Source organism: Pseudomonas onubensis, from assembly GCF_965653655.1.
GTDB lineage: Bacteria > Pseudomonadota > Gammaproteobacteria > Pseudomonadales > Pseudomonadaceae > Aquipseudomonas.
Map to the genome: position 1 here is coordinate 1 of NZ_CBFHAZ010000083.1, position 21,606 is coordinate 21,606.

Here is a 21,606-nt window from a genome sequence, read left to right on the forward strand (position 1 = left end):
CGAATGCGGTGGGTCAGCCACACCTGTGCTGACTGACACTACGCTTTCGCGAGCAAGCCCGCTCCCACATTTTTGACTGCGTTTAAGCCATTGCCTTGGCGTGTTTCAGGCACTCGATTGAGCATGGCGGCCGACCCTTATGAGGTCCCATAGAGTTGGATTAGTCTATTCACTAATTCGATATACCTTTTTTGGGCCTCAATTTGTGACGTACCTTTTAGCTTGCTCCAGGCATCCCATTTAGCTATTGCTGGACGATCAAAAATGCCAGGCTTTGCAGAGTTATTGTCGCCCACTGTGGATTGTTTGAGTAACCCATACAGTTCAATAAGTTCATCGTTGGTTGGTTGAGCTAATAATTTTTTGAGCCCTTCCACCGCTAAGTCGAAATCTGTATTGTTCATGGCGCCTCCAAGGTATTGAACCAGGTCAGGTTTGCGCTTCAAATAGTAAGTGCCAGATAAAAACAATACGCCTGTCATAAATGACAGTTGTCAATACCTGTTCGCTATAAGCACCACGCTCAATGGCGCTGTTTTATTCGCGCAACCTCGCCTCATCCCACAAACCGAAACCCACCCGACAATTTATCCTTCAAATACCCCACCAACGCACTCACCGACTTGGGCACATGCGGCGAATACGGGCGGATCAAGTAAATCTCATCGGCAAACGCGCCCTTGAGCGTCCAGCCCTTGAGCACTTGCACCAATTTGCCGCTGGCCAGCGCCGCCTGTGCGCTGAAATCCGGGAGCAGGGCGATGCCCAGGTGGTTGAGCGCCGAGTCGCGCAGGGCTTCGCTGTTGTTGGTGGAAAAGCTGCCGGCGATGGGCACGGTGGTGCGTTCGACTGTTTTGCCGCCGCGCTCGAATGTCCAGGCCGGCTGATCGGCGCCGCGTGGGTAGTAGAGGCAGTTGTGGGCGCTGAGGTCGGCAGGCTCGCTGGGTTCGCCGTGGCGTTGCAGGTAGTCCTGGGTGGCGACCAGCACCGAGCCGGTGTCGCACAACTTCCAGGCCACATGGGTCTCGGGCACCTGGAAGCCATGACGCACCGCCAGATCGTAACCTTCGGCTGCCAGTGAACTCAGGGCATCCGACACGTCCAGCTGAATGCGCACTTGCGGGTACAGCTGTAAAAATTCCGACAGATGCGGCACCAATTGCTGCCGCGCAAACGCCACCGGCGCTGTGAGGCGCACCAGCCCGCGAATCTCACCGGCCGAGTCACGCACCGACGAGAAGCTGCGGGCGATATGTTCGTAAGCACTGCGCACTTCGCGGGTCAACGACAGCCCCGCATCGGTGAGCCGCACACTGCGCGTGGTGCGGGTAACCAGGCGGGTGCCGGTGGCCTTTTCCAGGTCCGAGATGCGCTGGCTGACCGCCGACTTGCTCACCCCCAGGCGCGCTGCGGCGGCGGTGTAGGTGCCTTGTTCTTCCAGCACCGACAACCAGTGAATATGGGTCCACAGCCCTTCGATCTCGGATTTTTCCATGGCGCTATTGTTCGCTCACAAGGACAACAAGTTCTGGATTCTGCTCTGGTTTGGAACAAACTGAAAGCCTATCGTGTGCCTCAACGCTACCCACCAGGGATCACCTGCCATGACCAGCACGATCGAGCACTACATCAACGACCAGCGCGTGAGCCGCGATGATCGCTATCAGGACGTCTACAACCCAGCCACCGGCGAAATCACCGGCCGCGTGGCCCTGGCCAGCCGCCAGACCGTTGGTGAAGCCGTCGCCGCTGCCCAGGCCGCGTTCGCCGGTTGGGCCGACACACCGCCAATCCGCCGCGCTCGCGTGTTGTTCGAGTACCTGCACTTGCTGCGTGAACGCAAGGACGACCTGGCGCGCATCATCGTCGCCGAGCACGGCAAAGTCTTCACCGATGCCCAGGGCGAAGTCGACCGTGGCATCGATATTCTGGAATTCGCCTGCGGCATTCCCAACCTGCTCAAGGGCGAGCATTCCGACCAGGTTTCCCGTGGCATGGACAACTGGACGATGCGCCAGCCCTTGGGTGTGGTGGCGGGCGTTACGCCGTTCAACTTCCCGGTGATGGTGCCGATGTGGATGTACCCGATCGCCATCGCGGCGGGCAACACCTTCATCCTCAAGCCAAGCCCGACCGACCCGAGCGCCTCGTTGTTCATGGCCGAGCTGCTGCGTGAAGCCGGCCTGCCCAAAGGCGTGTTCAACGTGGTGCAGGGCGACAAGGAATCGGTGGATGCACTGCTCGAACACCCGGACGTCAAGGCCATGAGCTTTGTCGGCTCCACGCCGATTGCGCAATACATCTACGAGACCGGCGCGCGCAACGGCAAGCGCGTACAAGGCCTGGGCGGCGCGAAAAACCACATGGTGGTGATGCCCGACGCCGATATCGAAAAAACCGTGGATGCGCTGATGGGCGCCGCCTACGGCAGTGCCGGCGAGCGCTGCATGGCGATTTCCGTCGCCGTGTTGGTCGGTGATGTGGGTGACAAAGTCATCGCTTCGTTGACCGAGCGCGCCAAGCACCTGCGCATCACCGACGGCCGCGATTTGAAGGCCGAAATGGGCCCGATCGTGTCCCGCGCTGCGCTGGAGCGCATCAGCGGCTACATCGAACAAGGTGTACAAGCCGGCGCGCAACTGCTGCTCGATGGGCGTGACTATGTGCCGACCGAGGCTGGCTTGGAAAACGGCTTCTGGCTCGGCGCAACCTTGTTCGACCACGTGACGAAAGACATGAGCATCTACCGCGAAGAAATCTTCGGCCCAGTGTTGGCCTGCGTGCGCGTGAATGACTTTGCCGAGGCAATCAAGCTGGTTAACGACCACGAGTTCGGCAACGGCGTCAGCTGCTTTACTCGCGACGGCAACATCGCCCGTGAGTTTGCCCGACGTATCGAAGTAGGCATGGTCGGCATCAACGTGCCGATTCCGGTACCGATGGCCTGGCACGGCTTTGGTGGCTGGAAGAAGAGTCTGTTTGGCGACATGCATGCCTACGGCACCGAAGGTGTGCGTTTTTACACCAAACAGAAGTCCATCATGCAGCGCTGGTCGGAGAGCATCGAGCAGGGCGCGGAGTTTGCGATGCCGGTGTCCAAGTAACTTATTAGGTGCACCGTAGGCCCAATGTGGGAGCGGGCTTGCTCGCGAAGGCGTCGTGCCAGTCAACTCATAGGTGACTGACCCACCGTATTCGCGAGCAAGCCCGCTCCCACATGTTTTTTGACCGTGCGGGGGAATGATCTAACCTGTCAGCGCCTGCCCGCCCGCGTACTCACATCCACCCACACCGCCAGCACCAGAATGCTGCCCTTCACAATCATCTGCCAATAGCTGTCCACATCCAGCATCGACATGCCGTTATCCAGGCTGGTAATCACCAGCGCCCCGAGCAACGCGCCATACACCGTCCCCGAGCCGCCGCGCATGGAGGTGCCGCCGATAAAACACGCGGCAATCGCATCCAGTTCGCCCATATTGCCCGCCGACGGTGAGCCGGCAGCCAGGCGTGCGGTGTTGACCAGGCCGGCGAGGGCGCACATCACGCCCATGATGCCGAAGATCCACAGTTTTACCGCCTGCACGTTGATGCCCGACAGGCGTGTGGCTTCCATATTGCTGCCCACTGCGTAAACGCGGCGGCCGAACACGGTCTGGCTGGTGACGTAGCTGAACACGCCGAGCAGCACCAGCAACAGCAGCACCGGCACGGGAATGCCGTCGTAACTGTTGAGGGTGGTCACGAACCCGGCCAGCACTGCGCCAATCACGGCAACCCGTAACAGGTCGCGCATCAACGAATGCGCTGCCAGGCCATGCAATGCGCGGTTGCGCCGTTGTTTCCAGGTGAGGAACAGAGTCAGCGCAAACAGCGCCACGCCCAGCCCCACGCCGACGGCATGCGGCAAATACCCCTGGCCCACATACACCAGTGACGGCGACACCGGCGCAATGGTGGTGCCGCCGGTAATACCAAGCAAAATTCCGCGAAACGCCAACATGCCGCCCAGGCCGACAATGAACGAGGGGATGCGCAGGTAGGCGGTCATGTAGCCGTTGGCCAGGCCGATCATCAAGCCGCACAGCGCCACCAGGCTCAGGTTGGCGAGCAGCGGAATGTGATACACCACGTCCAGAATCGCCGCCAGCCCGCCCAACAGCCCCAGCAGTGAACCCACCGACAAATCGATCTCGCCGCTGATGATCACCAGCACCATGCCGCACGCCAGGATCCCGGTGATCGACATCTGCCGCAGCAGGTTGGACAGGTTGCGCGGCGTGAGGAAACCGCCCTCGGTCTGCCAACTGAAAAACACCCAGATGATTGCCACGGCAATCACCAGGGCGAGCATTTTGTAGCGGGTAAAAAGGTGTTTGACCTGGTTCATCTACGCGGTTTTCCCATTCTTATTGCGTTGGCTGAGCGCGGCGGCGAGTACCTGTTCCTGGGTGAGCCCTTCATTGATGAAATCACCGCGCAACTGGCCGTCGCCAATCACCAGCACGCGGTTGGAAACCCCCAGCACTTCGGCCAACTCCGAAGAGACCATGATGATCGACACACCCTCGGCGGCCAGCGCGCCCATCAGTTTGTAGATCTCATACTTGGCGCCCACATCCACGCCGCGTGTGGGCTCGTCGAGGATCAGCACCCGGGGCTTGGCCATGAGCATTTTCGCCAACACGGCCTTTTGCTGGTTACCGCCGGACAGGCTGGTGATTGGCAAAAACGGGCTGGCGGTCTTGAGGTGCAGGCGTGCGATTTGCTGGTCGATGCTGCCAAGCTCGGCTTCGGCGTCGATGCGGGTCATATGCGCATAGCGGTCGAGCACCGCCAGGGTGATGTTCTGGCCCACGCCGAAGTCGGGGATGATGCCTTGGCGCTTGCGGTCTTCGGGCACCATGCACAGCCCGGCGCGGATCGATTTGAGCGGCGTGCGCGTGTCGATCAGTTGCCCGTCGAGCCACACCTCGGCGCTGTAGCGGCCGGGGTAGGCGCCGAACAAGGCTGACACCAGTTCCGTGCGCCCGGCACCCACCAGCCCGGCAATGCCGAGGATTTCCCCGCGCTTGAGCACGAAAGAAACATCGTCCACGCGTTTGCGCTTGGGGTTGTCGACGTCATAGCAGGTGACGTTGCGCGCTTCGAAAATCACCTCGCCGACGGCATGGGGCTCGGTGGGGTAGAGGTTGCTCATCTCGCGGCCGACCATTTGCGTGATGATCTGCGCGATATCCATGTCGGCCATGGCCGTGGTCGCGATGTGCTTGCCGTCGCGAATCACCGCGATGGTGTCGCACACGGCAGCCACCTCATCGAGCTTGTGGGAGATGTACACGCAGGCCACGCCCTTGGCCTTGAGGCCACGGATAATGTCGAGCAGCACGTCGATTTCCGAACGGGTCAGGGCCGAGGAGGGCTCGTCGAGGATCAACAGGCGCGCCTGCTTGTTCAGGGCCTTGGCGATTTCCACTAACTGTTGGTAGCCGCCGCCGTACTGCGATACCGGCAGCGCCACATTCATGTCCGGCACCTTGAGTTCGCGCATCAGCGCTTCGGCGCGCTGCAGCATGGCCGGGTAGTTCATGCGCCCGCCGGGCAAGGTCAGTTCGTGGCCCATGAAGATGTTCTCGGCCACCGACAAGTCCGGCACCAGAGTCAGTTCCTGGTGAATGATAACGATGCCGGCGGCCTCGGTTTCACTGATGGACTGCGCCCTGAGTGGCTGCCCGTCCCAGAGGATTTCACCGTCCCAGGTGCCATAGGGGTAGACCGCCGACAGCACCTTCATCAAGGTGGATTTGCCGGCACCGTTTTCACCGCACAGGCCAACGCATTCCCCCGGCCGCACCTTGATATCGATGCCGTTCAGCGCGTTGACGCCGCCAAAGCTTTTGACGATGCCGTTCATTTGCAGCAAGTAGTCGGCCATGGCGGTCACTGCCCGGCAATCTGCTCTTTGGTGTAGAAACCGTCCTTCTCCAGCAGGTCGATATTGGCCTTGGTCAGTGGGGTTGGCGTGAGCAGGATAGTGTCGACTTTTTTGCTGCCATTGTCGTATTGCGAGCTGTAGGTGGGTTTCTCGTTGCGCGCCAACTGCACCGAGAGTTTGGCAGCTTCAGTGGCGATCAATTTGAGCGGCTTGTACACGGTCATGGTCTGGGTGCCGTCGATCACGCGCTTGATGGCCGCAAGGTCGGCGTCCTGGCCGGAGATCGGCACCTTGCCCGCGAGCTTCTGCGCGGCCAGGGCCTGGATCGCGCCGCCGGCGGTGGCATCGTTGGAGGCGACGATGGCGTCGATCTTGTTGCCGTTTCGGGTCAGGGCGTTTTCGACGATGCTCAGGGCTTCGGTGGGGTTCCATTCCTTGACCCATTGCTGGCCGACAATCTTGATGTCGCCCTTGTCGATGGCCGGTTGCAGCACCTTCATCTGGCCTTCGCGCAGCACCTTGGCGTTGTTGTCGGTGGGCGCGCCACCGAGCAAAAAGTAATTGCCCTGGGGCGCCGCTTGCAGCACGCCGTTGGCCTGCATCTCACCGACTTTTTCGTTATCGAAGGAGATATAGGCGTCAATGTCGGCGTTGAGGATCAGGCGGTCATAGGACACCACCTTGATCCCGGCCTTCTTGGCCTCGGCGACGGCGTTGGTCAGCACGGTGGCGTTGAACGGCACGATGACGATCACGTCAACGCCGCGAGAGATGAGGTTTTCGATCTGCGAGATTTGCTTTTGCTCGTTGGCGTCGGCCGACTGCACGAACACCTTGGCATCGAGTTTTTCGGCGGCGGCGACAAAGTAATCGCGGTCGCGGGACCAGCGCTCCAGGCGCAGGTCGTCAATGGAGAAGCCGATTTTCGGGTGGGCGGAATCGGCCATCACCGGCAGGGCGAACAGGGCCAGGGCAGAAGCGAGCAGGGTGCGTTTGAATGCTTTCATGGTGGTGCGTCCTTTTATTGTTGTTGGAAAGACACAGCGTGATGCGGGTAGAACTGTAGAGCGTCTCTCGACGCCCCGGGCACAGATTTGTCGTGCAAATGTCACCGATAGATAAACCGATTGACCACGCCTTCGAGCATCTCCTGGCGGCCACTCACGGCCTGCGGGTTCAGCTCATGGGCAAACGCGTGCTCAGCCAACGATTCCAGGCTGAATTCACCGGTCAATACCGCCTGGCCCAAGGGCTGCTGCCACCCGGCATAACGCTGGTCCTTGAACTGCTGCAAGCGGTCGTTCTGCACCATGGCCGCTGCGCGCTCCAGGGACAGGGCGAGCACATCCATGGCCGCGACATGCCCATGGAACAGGTCAACCTCATCCAGGCTCTGGCGGCGTACCTTGGAATCAAAGTTGTAGCCGCCGTTCTTGAAACCTCCGGCCTTGAGGATTTCATAGGTGGCCAGGGTCATCTCCTCGACACTGTTGGGGAACTGGTCGGTGTCCCAGCCGTTCTGCGGGTCGCCACGGTTGGCGTCGATGCTGCCAAAAATTCCGAGGGACACGGCGGTGGCGATTTCATGGTGAAAACTGTGCCCGGCCAAGGTGGCGTGGTTGGCCTCGATGTTCACTTTGATCTCGTGCTCCAGGCCGAACTCATGCAGGAAGCCGAACACCGTGGCGCTGTCGTAATCGTATTGGTGCTTGGTCGGCTCCTGGGGCTTGGGTTCGATCAGCAAATCACCCTTGAAGCCGATCTTGTACTTGTGCTCCACCACCATGCGCATAAAGCGCCCGAGCTGTTCGCGCTCGCGCTTGAGGTCGGTGTTGAGCAGGGTTTCATAACCTTCGCGACCGCCCCACAGTACGTAGTTGGCGCCCTTGAGGCGTTGGGTGGCGTTCATCGCGCTGAACACTTGAGCGGCCGCGTAGGCGAACACCTCCGGGTCCGGGTTGCTGGCGGCGCCAGCGGCAAAACGCGGGTGGCTGAAACAGTTGGCGGTGCCCCACAGCAACTGGATGCCGGTCTGTTCCTGATGGCGCTCAAGGTGGTCGACCATCTGTGCAAAGTGGTTGCGGTACTCCTTGAGCGAGCTGCCTTCGGGTGCCACATCGGTGTCGTGAAAGCTGTAGTAATCAATGCCCAGCTTGGAGAAAAACTCGAACGCTGCTTCAGCCTTGCCGATGGCCACGTCCATCGGCTCACCGCTGCGTTGCCACGGGCGCTTGAAGGTGCCCATGCCGAACATGTCCGCCCCCGGCCACACGAAGGTGTGCCAGTAGCAGGCGGCCATGCGCAGGTGTTCACGCATGGGCTTGCCGAGGATCAGCTTGTTGGCATCGTAATGACGAAAGGCGAGAGGGGCGTCGCTGTCGGGGCCTTCGAAGCGAACCTTCTCGACACCCTGGAAGTACGGCATGGCGTTTTCCTTATTGTTCTTGGCGGTGCCCCGATACTAGCAATGGCCTGTGGCTCGAAGATTATGAAAGTCACCAAGCCATGGTGCGATTTTGAGTAGAGAGGGCTAGGCTGTCACGACCGGCTCAAGGACAAAAACAATGAAAACCCTACCGCCCGTGCACCGCATCGCCCTGTTGTTCAACGGCAGCAAAATCTACGACCGTGGCATCATCGCCGGCATCGGCAATTACTTGAGCAGTACCCGTGCGTCCTGGGATTTGTTCCTGGAAGAAGATTTTCTGTGCCGGCTAAGAGGCATCGAGCGCTGGCAAGGCGACGGCATCATTGCCGACTTCGACGACCCGTTGATTGGCGAGGCATTGGCCGGCAGCCATCTGCCGGTGGTGGCGGTGGGCGGCTCTTACGAGGATGCGCGTGCCTATCCCAAAGGCATTCCGTATGTGGCCACGGATAACTACGCGTTGATCAAACTGGCTTATGAACACTTGATTGAGGCTGGCCTTACCCGCTTTGCCTGTTTCAGCCTGCCCGAGGCCCAGGCCAACCGCTGGGCGCAGGAGCGCGAGAAAGCCTTTCGCCGCTTGATGCAACGCGATGGTTTGCAGGTTGAGGTTTACCGTGGGCTGGGCACCAGTGCGCCGCTGTGGGACAGCGCGGTAGAGCAGCAGATTGCCTGGCTGCGAGCCTTGCCCAAACCCATCGGCATCATCGCCGTCACCGACGCCCGTGCCCGGCAACTGCTGCAAGCCTGCCTGACCGCCGGCATCGCCGTGCCGGAACAGGTCGCGTTGATCGGCATCGACAACGACCCGCTGACCCGCACCCTCACGCGCGTACCGCTCAGCTCGGTGATCCAGGGCACCGAGACCATGGGCCGCACCGCCGCTGCGCTGCTGCACCAGATGTTGCACGGCAAACCCTGCGCGGGCACGCAGATCCTGGTGCCGCCGGATGCAATCAATGTACAGGCTTCCAGCCTGCATCAACCGTTGGGCAATCCCTATGTGATGCAGGCGTTGCTGTTTATCCGCCAATACGCTTGCCAGGGCATCAAGACCGCGCAGGTGGCGGCGTATGTGGGTGTGTCGCGTTCATCCCTGGAGTCGCACTTTCGCAAGGTGCGTGGGTGCAGCGTGCATGACGAAATCCTGCGCTTCAAACTTGCGGCGGCGGCCAAGGGCCTGGAAGACCACGCGTTGGCGATCGCCGACGTTGCCCACAATTGCGGCTTTAAATCGGCGCAGTACCTGCACACGGTGTTTCGGCGAGAGTTTGGCTGTACGCCGCGTGAGTACCAGCATGGCGCCAGTACCCCGTAGAACACCTGTGGGAGCTGGCTAAGATCGTTCCCACGTTCCACGTGGGAATGCATCCCGTGACGCTCCGCGTCACACTTGCGCAGGTGGCGGGACGCGGAGCGCCCCATGAGGTATTCCCACGCAGAGCGTGGGAACGATCCTGGAACACCTGGCGCTGATAAGATCGTTCCCACGTTCCACGTGGGAATGCATCCCGTGACGCTCCGCGTCACACTTGCGCAGGTGGCGGGACGCGGAGCGCCCCATGAGGCATTCCCACGCAGAGCGTGGGAACGATCCTCAAGCCCTTGAAAGAGCTGGCCTTTAGAATACGGCCTTGACCTGCAAACCCAGCACCAGCGCGTTTTCGATGTGCTCACCGGAAAACGCCCCCGGCTCGAGGATGTATTGCACATCCGGGCGCAAGGTCAGCCACGGCGTGGCCTGGTAGCCATAACTGAGTTCGATCAACTGCTCGGCGTTGTTCAGGTTGGGGTAGTCCGTCCCCGCGTTGAATGCCGCCAACTCCTGCACGTCACGGCTGCGTGGGTTGGGCACCGCACGGCCATAACCCAGGGCGACGGTGTCGCGTGGGCGGCCTTCAAACGGCTTGTACAGCACCACGCCAGCGCCATACCACTTGCTGAACGGCGACGCGGCTTCACTGGCCGCCGAGTATTGGCCGAAAGCGTGCAGCACACGGCCTGCGGATGTGCTGGAAGCCCAGACGGCCTGGTCGATCAGCAGGTAGTGACCGCCGCGACCGTTGACGTCTTGGTTGCTGCCGATGCGCTTCACATCGGAGCTGTCGTAGTAATAGCCCAGCTTGTACTCACCCGGCAGCGTGCCCGTGTGTTTGTACACCAGTTCGATCGGCACCACGGTGCCGGTGGTGCGTTTGGGGTCCAGGCGCCAGGCACGGCTGGAGTTGCCGTTGCTGTCGGGGTCGACATTGAATGCCGCCACGCGCAGTTGCCAGTTCGGCGAAAAGTCGTATTTCATCCGCGCACCCAGGCGTGCATTCGGGTAGTTGGTCCAGCCGCTGCCGCCGGACATGTTCAACGGGTGCCCGCAGAAACCGGCGTTCATGAAGTTGCACAGGATGCCGCTGTCGAGGCCGCCGAGGTCATTGCCCATCGCCATGTAACCGAGCTTGATGTTCAGCGCGGGGGTGAACAGCGTGCGCTCGTAGCTCAGTTCGGTGAGACGGGTGTAGAGGCCGCCATAGTTTTCCTGGATCGGCAGGCGGTTGCCCACCAGGTCTTCGGAGGCGCTGTTGCCGCGCCGGTCGTTGATGGTCAGTTGGATGCGGTCGCCGTTGGTAAAGCCGTAGAGCTTGCCGAGGTCGAACTGCACACCGAGCTTGATGTTTTGCGAGTAGCGCGCCGAGCGGTGTTGGCCGCCGTCGGCGTTGTAGGCGGTCTCGCCGCTGTAGTCGCCGGTGAAGCGGATACCTTGCTCGTCAAGTTCACGACGCAGGCCGCCCCAGTCGCCGGTGAGGGTGGTGTCGTCGGCTTGAACGGGCAGGGCGGCAGCAAAGGCCAGGCCCAGCACCAGGCGGCCCAAGGGCAGAGGAGAAGTGAGGGTCATGCGGGGACTTCCAAACGGCATGGATAGAAAGAAGCGCGCGGTGCGGGGAGCACCGCGCGAACAGAGGGCGTTACGGCAAGGCGTAAGCGATCACGTAGTCGCCACGGTCGGTGGACTGGCGCGCACCGCCGGCGGTGATGACGATGTATTGCTTGCCGGTTTTAGGCGACACATAGGTCATCGGGCCGCCCTGGCTGCCTACTGGCAGGCGGGCTTTCCACACTTCATCACCGTTGCCGCTGTTGAAGGCGCGCAGGTAGAAGTCCTGGGTGCCAGCGATAAAGATCAGCCCGCCCTGGGTCGACAAGGTGCCGCCCAGCGTTGGCAGGCCAACCTTGATCGGCAGGTGCATGCGGATGCCCAGCGGGCCGGTGTCCTCAACAGTGCCCACCGGCACTTGCCAGGCGATCTGCCGGGTCTTCATGTCGATGGCGGTCAGGGTGCCGAACGGCGGCGCCTGGCACGGAATGCCGGCCACCGACAGGAAGCGGTTTTTGTTCACCGCATACGGCGTGCCCTTGAGCGGCACGGCGCCCATGCCGGTGTTCAACGCTTCGCCACCGGAGGCGGCCAGGGCCTTGTTCTGCGACGGCACCATCTGGATCCACAGGCCCAGGCGCATGTCATTGACGAAGATAAAACCGTGTACCGGGTCGGTGGAAATACTGCCCCAGTTCATGCCGCCCAAAGAGCCCGGGAAACTCAGCGACTTATCCGTGCCCGGCGCGGTGTACAGCCCTTCGTAGCGCATGCCTTTGAAGTCGATGCGGCACAGCAGTTGGTCAAATGGCGTGGCGCCCCACATGTCCGATTCGGTCAGCGTCTGCGCGCCGATCTGTGGCATGCCCACCGATTTAGGCTGGGTCAGCGAGTAAGGCTCGTTGGGAATGTTGGCGGCCTTGATCGGTACTTCCTTCACGTCGGTCAGCGGCTTGCCGGTGGCGCGGTCGAGCACATAGATCTGCCCGGCCTTGGTGCCGATCACCACCGCCGGTACGGCCTTGTCGCTGCCTGGTGGGGTGAAGTCGATCAGGCTCGGCTGCATCGGCAGGTCGAAGTCCCACAGGTCATTGTGGACGGTCTGGTACACCCACTTTTCCGCGCCGGTGGAGGCGTCCAGCGCCAGCACCGAAGCGCCGTATTTGTGGTTCAGTTGGGTGCGCTCAACACCGTAGATGTCGGTGGATGAACTGCCCATCGGCAAGAAGACCGTGTTCATCAGCGGGTCATAAGACATCGGCGCCCAGCTGTTCGGCGTGCTGCGTACATAAGTGCTGCCGGCTGCCGGGGCTTGCTTGTCTTCGGGGTTGCCCGGGTCGAACGCCCAGCGCAACTGGCCACTGATCACGTCGAAGCCGCGGATCACACCGCCGGGCATATCGGTTTGCACGTTATCCGCCACGCGGCCGCCGACCACCACGGTGGTGCCGGCGATCAAGGGTGCCGAGGACAACTGGTAGTAGCTGTCGGGTACATTGCCAAGGCCGGCTTTGAGGTCCACCTGGCCGTGGGTACCGAAGTCTTCGCAGAATTTGCCGGTGTCGGCATCCACCGCGATCAGGCGCGCATCAATGGTGTTGGTCAGCAAGCGGCGTTGGCATTGCGCCCCGGCCGGTACGCTGGCGGCAATGATCGGCGAGCTGTTCGGTTGGGTTGGCTGTGCAATCGGCGCAGTGGCGTCGAAATACGCCATGCCACGGCAACGCTGCCAGACTGCCGACTTGGCGTTGACTTCGTTTTTCCACAGCTCTTTGCCGGTGTCGGCATCCAGGGCGATCAGGTTGTTGTGCGGGGTGCAGATAAACACCTTGTTGCCGATCTGCAGGGGCGTCAGTTGGTCCTCGGCGCCGTTGCCATCGCTGATCGCCACGTCGCCGGTGTGGTAGGTCCACGCCACTTTGAGCTTATTGACGGTGTCGCGGTTGATCTGGTCCAGCGCTGCAAAACGGCTGCCGCCTTGGGTGTTGCCGTAATGCGCCCAGTCTTTCTGTGCGTCGGCAGCGGCCACCGGCGTGACGCCTGGGCCTTTGCCGGTAGGCGCAACGCTTGGGTGCGCCACGAACATATTGCCCGCCGCCACCGCCACGCCCACTGCCAGCACCGCGGCAACGCCATAGGCACCGCGCGCAGGCCGGCCGACCAGCAGCGGATACACCAACGCCACCACCAGGCCGATCACCGCAAACATGAACAGCCGCGAAAACAGCGGCCAGTACACCAGGCCCACATCCGCAATCGCCCACACGGCGGTGCAGACCAGGAACGCGGCGAACAGCCACGCGCCCGCCGGCTTGCGCCGCGCAATCAACAAGCCGGAAACGGCCATGGCCACGCCACCGACCAGGAAGTACCAGGAACCGCCCAGGCTGACCAGCTTGGCGCCGCCCACGGCCAGCGCTACGCCGAGCAGGGCGATAACCACGCCCAGGCCCAGCAGGAGAAATCTAGAGGCGCCAGCGGCGCGCGATGCTCTTTTCATGTCGACAGGACTCGAAGGTGAGAGGGCAAAGACGCGATTTTAGCAACATAAGTAACCAGTTAGTACATTGTGCCGCGTAATAGTCTTTTACAAATGCGGGCACAACAGCAAAGTCCGGTTCGCAGGGGCATCGATGCGAACACAGATGTCCCCAGCGTCAAAAATCGAGTGGTTGAAGCAAAAGCCAGATCAAGTGCAAAGCCAAAGCCTGCCTACCTGATGCAATGCGGTCTAACTGTGGGAGCGGGCTTGCTCGCGAAGGCGGTGTATCAGTTACAGATGAAGTGACTGACCCACCGTATTCGCGAGCAAGCCCGCTCCCACAGTTGACCGCATACAGTTTTGAATTTGAGGTTGACTGCAGATTTTCATGCACTGAAGAGCTGCTTTTCTGTGGGAACTGGCCCCATTCCACATTGGCTTAAGCGTAGAGCGCCAGCGCCAAAGCTGAATTTGACTATGACTCTACGTGCGCCAGAAACGCTCCCACACACGCCATGCACGCCTCACGCTCTTCAACATGCGGCATATGGCTCGACGCCTCAAACATCTGCCAGCGCACGTCGCGGATGCCATCGGCAAATGGCTGTACCGTGGCGGGCGTGGCTTCATCAAAGCGCCCGGAGATCAACAGCGTCGGCACCTCGATGTGTGGCAGGCGCTCGATGATGCTCCAGTGGCGCAGGCTGCCGATCACATGGAATTCGGTGGGGCCATTCATGGTGTGATAGACGGTCGGGTCGTCGTCGATGGCGGCATTGGTGCGCAGCACTTCGGCGGGCTCCGGCTGGAGACGGCAGACGTGGCGGGCGTAATACACATCCGAGGCTGCGCGGTACTCGGCGCTGTCGGTGGTGCCGGCCGCCTCATGGCGCAGCAGGGTGGCTTGCACCTCGGCGGGCAGTGCCTGGCGCAGTTCATTCGCGGCGGCGCACCACAGGTCCATGGAAGCGGGCGAATTGGCGATGATCAATGCCTTTAACCCGGCGGGTTGGCGTACCGCGTGTTCAGCCCCGAGCATGCCGCCCCAGGACTGGCCCAGCAGCGCGTAATCGCGGATGTGCAGGTGCTCGATCAGGTTGTTCAGTTCCGCCAGGAATAACTCCACGTCCCAGAAGTCAGCGGGTGCGTCGCGCAGATGCGTGGAGCGGCCATTGCCGAGTTGGTCGTAGTGCACCACCGCGCGCCCCGTATCGGCCAGGTCCTTGAAACTGTCGACGTAGTCATGGGTGCAGCCGGGGCCGCCGTGCGCGATGATCAAGGGCAGGCGCCCGGACTTCAAGTCGCCGGTGACCCGGAACCAAGTCCGGTAGCCACGGAAATCGGCATAACCTTCGTGAACCTGCATGCTGTGTACCTCCTTGGATAGATGCGCTACAGGCTAGTCAAAAACGCGCTCCAGGGGCACTGGTAAAAATGATAGGTCCTGAGCTTAAAAGCACCCTGAGCTTAAGCCAGCGCATCACGCTGCATCGACTGCAGGTTCTTCTCGATGGTTTCGCAGATGGTTTCCATCTGGATCTGATGTTCGCTGGAATGAAACGGGCTTTGCAGGTCGGTGCCGATGCGTTCGATTGCCAGCAGCATAAAGCCCACTACGGTCGAGGCCAGCGGCGTGAACCAGCCCAGGGATTCCACCAGGCCCACCGGCACGATCAGGCAGAACAGTGAGATAAACAGCCGCGGGAAATACACGTATGGGTAGGGCAGCGGCGTATTGGCGATACGCTCCATGCCGCCCTGGGCGTTGGACAGGTCCACCAGCGTGGACTCCAGCCGCGCCAGACGAATACTGTCCAGGTGCCCGGCCTTGTATTCGCGGGCCAACAACGTCGCCGAGCCGGTGAGGATGTCATTGGCAAAGTTATTGGTGGCGCCGTTACGCGCAAACTCTTCGGCGGGGATAAACGCACGCACTTCATCCGGGCACGGCCGGCCCTTGAGGTGCGCCGCCAGGCAGTTCACATAGGCCACATGGCGGCGCAACAGGGTGGCCTTGACCGGGTTCACCTCGCCCTCGGGATCTTCCAGCAGCGTCAGCACCTGGCGGGCAAAACTGCGTGAGTTATTCACCATCGCGCCCCATAACGTGCGTGCTTCCCACCAGCGGTTATAGGCGCTGCTGTTACGAAAACTGATCAACACCACCAGCGCCGAACCCAGCAGGGTCAGCGGCATCAGCGGCAAGTTGATCTTGGTGGTCAGGAACAACATGAAATCGACCGTGACGGCGACATCCCATAACAATAGCCAGAACAAGGCCCAACCCACATAGCCCATGGTTTTGATAATCAGACGGTACTTTTTGACGATGGCGGCTTTCAAACGAGGACCTCACGGCGGGCGATGGGCAATAAACACCCTAGCTCGGACGCCCGTAGGCGTTGAAAGGTTCGCGGTCATATTTCTGGCGCCATTTATTGTGTCTGCTTTTCACGCAATCTTCGCACTGCTATTTCAAGCAAGTGCACTGCCCACGCGTTAGCAAACAGCGAAGGAAGTGCAGTTGGAACAACTTTGGTAATGATGCTGTGCCGCGCGGCAATCACTGTACATTGGCCTCAAAGGCAAAGCGCCATCAGGGGCCGTTTTACGACGTGATTTGTTTTGGGACCTGACTACGTGAACTTCGTAGTCTAGATCAGTGGGATGAAGTTGGTTGATCAGGGCTCTTTCATGCGCGTCAGTTCGTTAAAGTTGGATATCGGTAATACTGCACATGCACTTGAACGTCATGAGGACTTTGAATCTTGTATTCGGGCGCATTATCAGGTGCTTCTTGGCCCTTACTCGAAACGGCCGTTTTTCTACAAAAGTGCAATGAAATACAGCCGTTTGATGGTCTCCTTTGCACTCTTGAGCGAGTACTTTTCCAAACCGACAGCCTTGCTGTGCGAGGTGAAAGCCTTTTGCGTGGCCCGCGGGTATTGCTCAAGAAACAGCCTGGAGTCGATCTTCCTGCTGTTTCGGGCGCTGGGGTTCATGGTGATCGACGCGCACCCGGAGGACAGCCGTTTCAGGGTGTACGCGCCCTCGGACGAAGCCTGTCGGGAAGTGCGGCTGATGCTCACCTCTATCACCGACTCATTGGCACTGATGTGCCCGGAGAAGGGGCTTTTTGAAAAGATGTGCGCGATGGATGATCGTGAGTTTCTGGCTGTTTATTTCAAAGGTTTCGCACAGCTGCTGAGTAATGAACTGACCGTGGATGTTCTGCTGCCAGAATGCTATTGGCTGGTGAAGAAAGACGCCGGGCATCTGTTGATGCTGGCGATTTATAACGATGCCTTTACGCCTGAAAACGGCGAGATAACCTTCAAGTCGTCGTCTTATCTTGCCCTCGCCCAACAACTGTCGGTGTCGAAAACCCACGTTATTCGAATGGTTCGGGAGGGCGTCGAGAAGGGCTATTTTAAAGTGCATGCTAAAAAACAGCTGGAAGTGCTGCCCGCTTTTATCCGCCTGGTAAGACGGTTCATGGCGTTTTCATTTGCGGTCGGCCTGCATGCGGTTGAAAGAGGGGAGAAGGATGCCCGCTAACTTGAAGTTAAGGCCGAGGATGCGCAGGCTACTGTCACCGGCGGTGACGCTGGCCGAGTTGATAGGGATTATTGCCTGGCTAGGCGTATTGTTAATTCATCCGGCCATGCAGCTGGATATTTATTTATTGGCCATCACCCTGGGCCTGTCGGGTGGGTGCTGCCTGCACCACATGACCGCCAACTTTTTTCTGTGGCGAGTGTTGGGTGGCATTTACGGGGTGCTGCTGTCGGTGGGTTTTGCCTATGTGATCAGCACGCATGGGGAGCTGCGTATTTTTGCCTTGCCATTGGCAGTCACCCTGGTGATCAGCAGTGCCATCCTGTTCATCAGTGCTCAGGATTATCTGATCTGCGTCACATTGGTCTGGTTGATTCTGTGGCCCTGCATGCAGGTGGATATTTACGCGGGTGCGCAAGTCTATCTGTATATTTTTTGCGCCGCGTCGATCTCCGTGGGTTTTATCCTGAATTTCTCCTACTTGAAGAACTTGCGATCGGTATTGCTGGTAGAGAGTGAGTTTCGCGAAATGGCCGAGACGGACTACCTGACCTCCATTCTCAATCGGCGTGCCTTCATGCAAAGCTTCGATGCGCTGATTGCCAGCGGCCAGCGTGGCTATTTCATGATGTTGGATATCGACAGTTTCAAACAGAAAAATGACCTGTACGGGCATGATGTGGGTGACAGGATTCTCTGCTCGATGGCCACCTGCCTGAAAACCACCCAAGGCAGTCACAGTTTCGGCAGGATCGGCGGCGAAGAATTCGGCGTGCTGTTGTTGGGCGACGACCCGGCCGTTGCCTGTGATTTCGCCCGGGATTTGTTGCAGGCCATCCGAACCAGCGTAGCGGCGCCGCACAACTACACGTGCAGCGCGGGAATGGCGCGGTTTTCGGCGGGGGACGAGATGTCGACAGTACTCAAAAACGCTGACCGCAACCTGTATGGCGCCAAGCAAAATGGCAAGGACCGGGCCTATCTGGAGGGCAAGCCGATTGAGCTGCAAGAGCGTGCAGCGGCGCAATGAGTACTCAGCGTGGCTGGATCAACGCTGGCCCATTGTTGCGTGTGTTGCCCACCGCACCGTCGACCTTGAACCATTCGAACACGTCTGCCGGCTCACCCTGCAACAGCACCATCTGCTCGGCGCGACTGCGGGAGGTGGCCGGGTCCAGCCACTCACGGGCCAGCTCAGGGGTGAACACCACCGGCCTGCGGTCGTGGATGTCGACCATGCCGCCGGCGCTGTCGGCGGTGATGATCACAAAGCCATCGTGCGCGCCCGCGCCCTCATCGGCGTCGGGCAGTTGGCCGATGGCGGCACAGAACACCGGCGCCCCGTCGCGGCGACGAATCAGGTAGGGCTGCTTTTTTGCGCCGCCTTCATCCACCCATTCAAACCAGTTGTCGACAGGGGCAATCGCGCGATGCGGCCAGATCGCACGAAAGAACGCGCCGTGCGCGACCTTCTCAACGCGGGCGTTGATCGGCAGCAGGCGCTCTTTGCTCCAGTGCGGGCGCCAGCCCCAGCGCACCGGGTCGGCGTGCAAAAGATCATTGTCCAGGTGCAGCAACGCCACAGGTGTGGTCGGCGCCACGTTGTAGTGCTCAAGCGGCTGGTCGCCCACGCTATTGGCCAGGGCATTGGGCATGCTTAGCGCCGCCACAAAGTCATGAATACCGCGGTACTGCGAAAGTCGTCCGCACATGGCCGGTCCCTCGAACTGACCTCCTGAGCGTAGACCATGAATTTACAGCGGCGTGAGCACGTTCATCACCGTGTCCAACGCCACCCGAGTGTCATCCAGTTGCACCAACGAAGCGTGCCGGGCGCCGAGGGCGTCACGGTTCTGGATGGCGGTGAGGATCGCTTTGTGGCGGGGCAGGCTCAGGCCCAGGATGTCGGGGCGGCGATTGGTGATGTTGATCGACTCGCGCAGCGGCAACGACAGCATGTTGCACATGTAGGCGAGCAAGTCGTTGCGGGTCGCGTCGGCGATGGCGCGGTGGAAGTCCAGGTCGGCCTGCAGCAGCTCGTCGTGGGTCTTGGCGGTTTCCATGCCCAGGTAGGCGGTTTCGATGGTGGCGATGTCTTCGGCGGTGGCCGTGGTCGCGGCCATGGCGGCGATTTCCGGTTCGAGGATGCGCCGCACACCGGCCAGGGTGTTGAAGAATTCGCTGTGGGGCGTGGACTGCATCAGCCAGGACAGCACGTCCGGGTCAAGCAAATGCCATTTCACCCGTGGCCGCACCACCGCGCCCACCCGTGGTTTGGAGTACACCAGGCCCTTGGCGCTGAGCACGCGGGTCGCCTCACGCAACACCGAGCGGCTGACCTGGTATTCCTCGCACAGCGTGGCTTCCATGGGCAGGCGCTCCTCGGGCTTGAAGCGCCCGGAAACGATGTGCATGCCCAAGTCCTGAACGATCTGGGCATGCTGGCTCTTGCGCGGCTTGGGCGGCTGGTGATCCATAACGACGGGGAGGCTCTGGCTTAGGTTCGCCGCATCATAGCATCCCAATTAGTGGGAATGCCGGGGGACTTCGGCGCCACGGCAGCCCACCAGGAAGTCGAAGTCGCAGCCTTGGTCGGCCTGCAGCACATGGTCGATATACAACTGGCGGTAGCCGCCGACGATGAGTTTTTGCGGCGGCGCCAGGTCAGCCATGCGCGCCGCCAGTTCGGCGTCGGGGATATCCAGGTGCAGGCGGCCGTTGGCGCAATCCAGCTCGATCCAGTCACCTTCCTGCACCGTGGCCAGCGGCCCACCGGCGGCGGCTTCCGGCGCCACATGCAGCACCACCGTGCCGTAGGCGGTGCCGCTCATGCGGGCATCGGAGATGCGCACCATGTCGGTCACGCCCTGGGCCAACAGCTTGGCGGGCAGGCCCATATTGCCGACTTCGGCCATGCCCGGGTAACCCTTGGGCCCACAGTTTTTCATGACCAGAATCGAGTTGGCATCCACGTCCAGCGCCGGGTCGTTGATGCGTGCCTTGTACATGTCGAAGTTCTCGAACACCACCGCGCGGCCACGGTGCTGCATCAATTCGGGGCTGGCGGCGGAGGGCTTGAGCACGGCCCCGAGCGGCGCCAGGTTGCCGCGCAGTACGCAGATGCCGCCATCGGCGCGGATCGGGTTGTCGAGGGTGCGAATCACCTCGTCCTGGCCGTAGATCGGCGAGTCCTGGGTGTTCTCGCCCAACGACTTGCCATTCACCGTCAAGGCATTCGGATGCGGGATCAGGTTGGCTTCGCCCAGACGCCGCAGCACGGCCGGCAGGCCGCCGGCGTAGTAGAACTCTTCCATCAGAAAACGCCCCGACGGCTGCAGGTCGACGATGGTCGGCACGCCACGGCCCATGCGGGTCCAATCATCGAGGTCGAGCTCGACACCGATTCGCCCGGCGATAGCTTTAAGGTGGATCACCGCATTGGTCGAACCGCCGATGGCCGCATTCACCCGGATCGCGTTTTCAAACGCCTCCTTGGTAAGGATCTTCGACAGCTTCAAATCTTCACGCACCATCTCGACCGCGCGCATGCCGGACATATGTGCCAGCACATAGCGCCGCGCATCCACCGCCGGTATCGCCGCGTTGTGGGGCAGGGACGTGCCGAGTGCTTCGGCCATGCAGGCCATGGTCGACGCCGTGCCCATGGTGTTGCAGGTACCCGCCGAGCGCGACATGCCGCCTTCAGCCGCAAGGAAATCGTCAAGGGTGATGGTGCCGGCCTTGACCTGTTCGCTCAGTTGCCACACCACCGTGCCCGAGCCGATGTCCTGGCCCTTGTGCTTGCCGTTGAGCATGGGCCCGCCGGTGACCACGATGGCCGGCACGTCACAACTGGCCGCGCCCATCAGCAGCGCCGGGGTGGTTTTGTCGCAGCCGGTCAGCAGCACCACACCGTCGATGGGGTTGCCGCGAATGGCTTCCTCTACATCCATGCTCGCCAGGTTGCGGGTGAGCATGGCGGTAGGGCGCAGGTTGGATTCGCCATTGGAGAACACCGGAAACTCCACCGGGAAACCACCGGCCTCGATCACACCGCGTTTGACGTGCTCGGCGATCTGGCGGAAGTGCGCGTTGCACGGGGTCAGTTCCGACCAGGTGTTGCAGATGCCGATGATCGGTTTGCCATGGAACTGATGGTCGGCAATGCCCTGGTTCTTCATCCAGCTGCGGTACATGAAACCGTTCTTGTCGGCGGTACCAAACCACTGGGCAGAGCGTAGGGCGGGCTTTTTATCAGGCATGATCGACTCTCTTATTGTATGACTATATGTTGTATATGCGCTCAAACATAAGCGCAAAATCGCTGCTTTGGAAGT

At 60.8% G+C, this 21,606-nt stretch carries 17 protein-coding genes; 4 read left to right on the forward strand and 13 right to left on the reverse strand.

What is annotated here, in order from left to right; translation table 11 throughout:
• Window positions 1-137: 137 nt before the first annotated feature.
• Window positions 138-404 (reverse strand): acyl-CoA-binding protein, encoded by a 267-nt coding sequence (locus ACTD9P_RS22275; protein WP_438869371.1) that lies wholly within the window; start codon window positions 402-404, stop codon window positions 138-140.
• 152 nt (window positions 405-556) lie between these two features.
• The gene (locus ACTD9P_RS22280; protein ID WP_438869372.1) at window positions 557-1,495 is read right to left on the reverse strand and encodes a LysR family transcriptional regulator; all 939 of its coding nucleotides are present in this window, start codon (window positions 1,493-1,495) and stop codon (window positions 557-559) included.
• A gap of 109 nt (window positions 1,496-1,604) precedes the next feature.
• On the opposite strand from ACTD9P_RS22280, the gene ACTD9P_RS22285 reads away from it, so the two are divergent.
• Complete coding sequence (locus ACTD9P_RS22285) at window positions 1,605-3,104, forward strand: CoA-acylating methylmalonate-semialdehyde dehydrogenase (protein WP_056861841.1); 1,500 nt, start codon at window positions 1,605-1,607, stop codon at window positions 3,102-3,104.
• 149 nt (window positions 3,105-3,253) lie between these two features.
• Here ACTD9P_RS22285 and ACTD9P_RS22290 read toward each other — a convergent pair whose 3' ends face one another.
• From ACTD9P_RS22290 to xylA, 4 genes are all read right to left on the reverse strand, one after another.
• Complete coding sequence (locus tag ACTD9P_RS22290; RefSeq protein WP_438869373.1) at window positions 3,254-4,390, reverse strand: sugar ABC transporter permease; 1,137 nt, start codon at window positions 4,388-4,390, stop codon at window positions 3,254-3,256.
• On the reverse strand, window positions 4,391-5,935 hold the full coding sequence (gene xylG / locus ACTD9P_RS22295; RefSeq protein ID WP_438869374.1) for a D-xylose ABC transporter ATP-binding protein: 1,545 nt from the start codon (window positions 5,933-5,935) through the stop codon (window positions 4,391-4,393).
• Window positions 5,936-5,940: 5 nt separating this feature from the next.
• Window positions 5,941-6,942: a D-xylose ABC transporter substrate-binding protein gene (gene xylF / locus ACTD9P_RS22300; RefSeq protein WP_438869375.1), complete on the reverse strand. Its 1,002-nt coding sequence runs from the start codon at window positions 6,940-6,942 to the stop codon at window positions 5,941-5,943.
• A 101-nt stretch (window positions 6,943-7,043) separates the two neighbouring features.
• Window positions 7,044-8,360, reverse strand: a complete 1,317-nt coding sequence (gene xylA / locus ACTD9P_RS22305) for a xylose isomerase (RefSeq protein WP_438869376.1) — start codon at window positions 8,358-8,360, stop codon at window positions 7,044-7,046.
• A gap of 139 nt (window positions 8,361-8,499) precedes the next feature.
• Between xylA and ACTD9P_RS22310 the strand changes: the two genes are divergently transcribed.
• Window positions 8,500-9,681, forward strand: a complete 1,182-nt coding sequence (locus ACTD9P_RS22310; protein WP_438869377.1) for a XylR family transcriptional regulator — start codon at window positions 8,500-8,502, stop codon at window positions 9,679-9,681.
• Between the two features lie 303 nt (window positions 9,682-9,984).
• On the opposite strand, the gene ACTD9P_RS22315 is transcribed toward ACTD9P_RS22310, so the two are convergent.
• The 4 genes from ACTD9P_RS22315 to ACTD9P_RS22330 all read right to left on the reverse strand — a co-directional run bounded on the left by ACTD9P_RS22315 (window position 9,985) and on the right by ACTD9P_RS22330 (window position 16,054).
• Window positions 9,985-11,250: a carbohydrate porin gene (locus ACTD9P_RS22315; protein ID WP_438869378.1), complete on the reverse strand. Its 1,266-nt coding sequence runs from the start codon at window positions 11,248-11,250 to the stop codon at window positions 9,985-9,987.
• A 70-nt stretch (window positions 11,251-11,320) separates the two neighbouring features.
• Window positions 11,321-13,729 carry a glucose/quinate/shikimate family membrane-bound PQQ-dependent dehydrogenase gene (locus ACTD9P_RS22320; protein WP_438869380.1) on the reverse strand — a complete coding sequence of 803 codons (2,409 nt, stop codon included), beginning with the start codon at window positions 13,727-13,729 and terminating at the stop codon, window positions 11,321-11,323.
• Window positions 13,730-14,186: 457 nt separating this feature from the next.
• Entirely contained in the window at window positions 14,187-15,077 is an 891-nt protein-coding gene (locus ACTD9P_RS22325) for a proline iminopeptidase-family hydrolase (protein ID WP_438869381.1), read from the reverse strand.
• 101 nt (window positions 15,078-15,178) lie between these two features.
• A complete protein-coding gene (locus ACTD9P_RS22330) occupies window positions 15,179-16,054 on the reverse strand; it encodes a bestrophin family protein (RefSeq protein WP_219267489.1) in 876 nt (291 codons plus the stop codon).
• Window positions 16,055-16,378: 324 nt separating this feature from the next.
• Here ACTD9P_RS22330 and ACTD9P_RS22335 point away from each other — a divergent pair, with 324 nt between their 5' ends.
• Complete coding sequence (locus ACTD9P_RS22335) at window positions 16,379-17,269, forward strand: hypothetical protein (RefSeq protein WP_438869382.1); 891 nt, start codon at window positions 16,379-16,381, stop codon at window positions 17,267-17,269.
• Window positions 17,259-18,299, forward strand: a complete 1,041-nt coding sequence (locus ACTD9P_RS22340) for a GGDEF domain-containing protein (RefSeq protein WP_438869383.1) — start codon at window positions 17,259-17,261, stop codon at window positions 18,297-18,299. Before ACTD9P_RS22335 ends, ACTD9P_RS22340 begins: the two co-directional genes overlap by 11 nt.
• A gap of 4 nt (window positions 18,300-18,303) precedes the next feature.
• On the opposite strand, the gene ACTD9P_RS22345 is transcribed toward ACTD9P_RS22340, so the two are convergent.
• Genes ACTD9P_RS22345 through ACTD9P_RS22355 form a run of 3 tightly spaced genes read right to left on the reverse strand, consistent with a single transcriptional unit; the run spans window position 18,304 to window position 21,531 of the window.
• Window positions 18,304-18,981, reverse strand: coding sequence for an SOS response-associated peptidase family protein (locus tag ACTD9P_RS22345; protein WP_438869384.1), 678 nt, complete (start codon window positions 18,979-18,981; stop codon window positions 18,304-18,306).
• A gap of 42 nt (window positions 18,982-19,023) precedes the next feature.
• Window positions 19,024-19,746 (reverse strand): FadR/GntR family transcriptional regulator, encoded by a 723-nt coding sequence (locus tag ACTD9P_RS22350; protein ID WP_438869385.1) that lies wholly within the window; start codon window positions 19,744-19,746, stop codon window positions 19,024-19,026.
• 48 nt (window positions 19,747-19,794) lie between these two features.
• Window positions 19,795-21,531 (reverse strand): IlvD/Edd family dehydratase, encoded by a 1,737-nt coding sequence (locus tag ACTD9P_RS22355; protein ID WP_438869386.1) that lies wholly within the window; start codon window positions 21,529-21,531, stop codon window positions 19,795-19,797.
• Window positions 21,532-21,606: the final 75 nt, after the last annotated feature.

Excerpts from the sequence above, each read along its gene's own strand:
- ACTD9P_RS22285 (WP_056861841.1), top strand. The coding sequence starts at position 1,605 with ATGACCAGCACGATCGAGCACTACATCAACGACCAGCGCGTGAGCCGC.
- ACTD9P_RS22345 (WP_438869384.1), bottom strand. The coding sequence starts at position 18,981 with ATGTGCGGACGACTTTCGCAGTACCGCGGTATTCATGACTTTGTGGCG.
- xylG (WP_438869374.1), bottom strand. The coding sequence starts at position 5,935 with ATGGCCGACTACTTGCTGCAAATGAACGGCATCGTCAAAAGCTTTGGC.
- ACTD9P_RS22280 (WP_438869372.1), bottom strand. The coding sequence starts at position 1,495 with ATGGAAAAATCCGAGATCGAAGGGCTGTGGACCCATATTCACTGGTTG.
- ACTD9P_RS22290 (WP_438869373.1), bottom strand. The coding sequence starts at position 4,390 with ATGAACCAGGTCAAACACCTTTTTACCCGCTACAAAATGCTCGCCCTG.
- ACTD9P_RS22320 (WP_438869380.1), bottom strand. The coding sequence starts at position 13,729 with ATGAAAAGAGCATCGCGCGCCGCTGGCGCCTCTAGATTTCTCCTGCTG.
- ACTD9P_RS22335 (WP_438869382.1), top strand. The coding sequence starts at position 16,379 with ATGAAGTTGGTTGATCAGGGCTCTTTCATGCGCGTCAGTTCGTTAAAG.
- ACTD9P_RS22315 (WP_438869378.1), bottom strand. The coding sequence starts at position 11,250 with ATGACCCTCACTTCTCCTCTGCCCTTGGGCCGCCTGGTGCTGGGCCTG.
- ACTD9P_RS22310 (WP_438869377.1), top strand. The coding sequence starts at position 8,500 with ATGAAAACCCTACCGCCCGTGCACCGCATCGCCCTGTTGTTCAACGGC.
- ACTD9P_RS22275 (WP_438869371.1), bottom strand. The coding sequence starts at position 404 with ATGAACAATACAGATTTCGACTTAGCGGTGGAAGGGCTCAAAAAATTA.
- ACTD9P_RS22325 (WP_438869381.1), bottom strand. The coding sequence starts at position 15,077 with ATGCAGGTTCACGAAGGTTATGCCGATTTCCGTGGCTACCGGACTTGG.
- ACTD9P_RS22340 (WP_438869383.1), top strand. The coding sequence starts at position 17,259 with ATGCCCGCTAACTTGAAGTTAAGGCCGAGGATGCGCAGGCTACTGTCA.
- xylF (WP_438869375.1), bottom strand. The coding sequence starts at position 6,942 with ATGAAAGCATTCAAACGCACCCTGCTCGCTTCTGCCCTGGCCCTGTTC.
- ACTD9P_RS22350 (WP_438869385.1), bottom strand. The coding sequence starts at position 19,746 with ATGGATCACCAGCCGCCCAAGCCGCGCAAGAGCCAGCATGCCCAGATC.
- ACTD9P_RS22355 (WP_438869386.1), bottom strand. The coding sequence starts at position 21,531 with ATGCCTGATAAAAAGCCCGCCCTACGCTCTGCCCAGTGGTTTGGTACC.
- xylA (WP_438869376.1), bottom strand. The coding sequence starts at position 8,360 with ATGCCGTACTTCCAGGGTGTCGAGAAGGTTCGCTTCGAAGGCCCCGAC.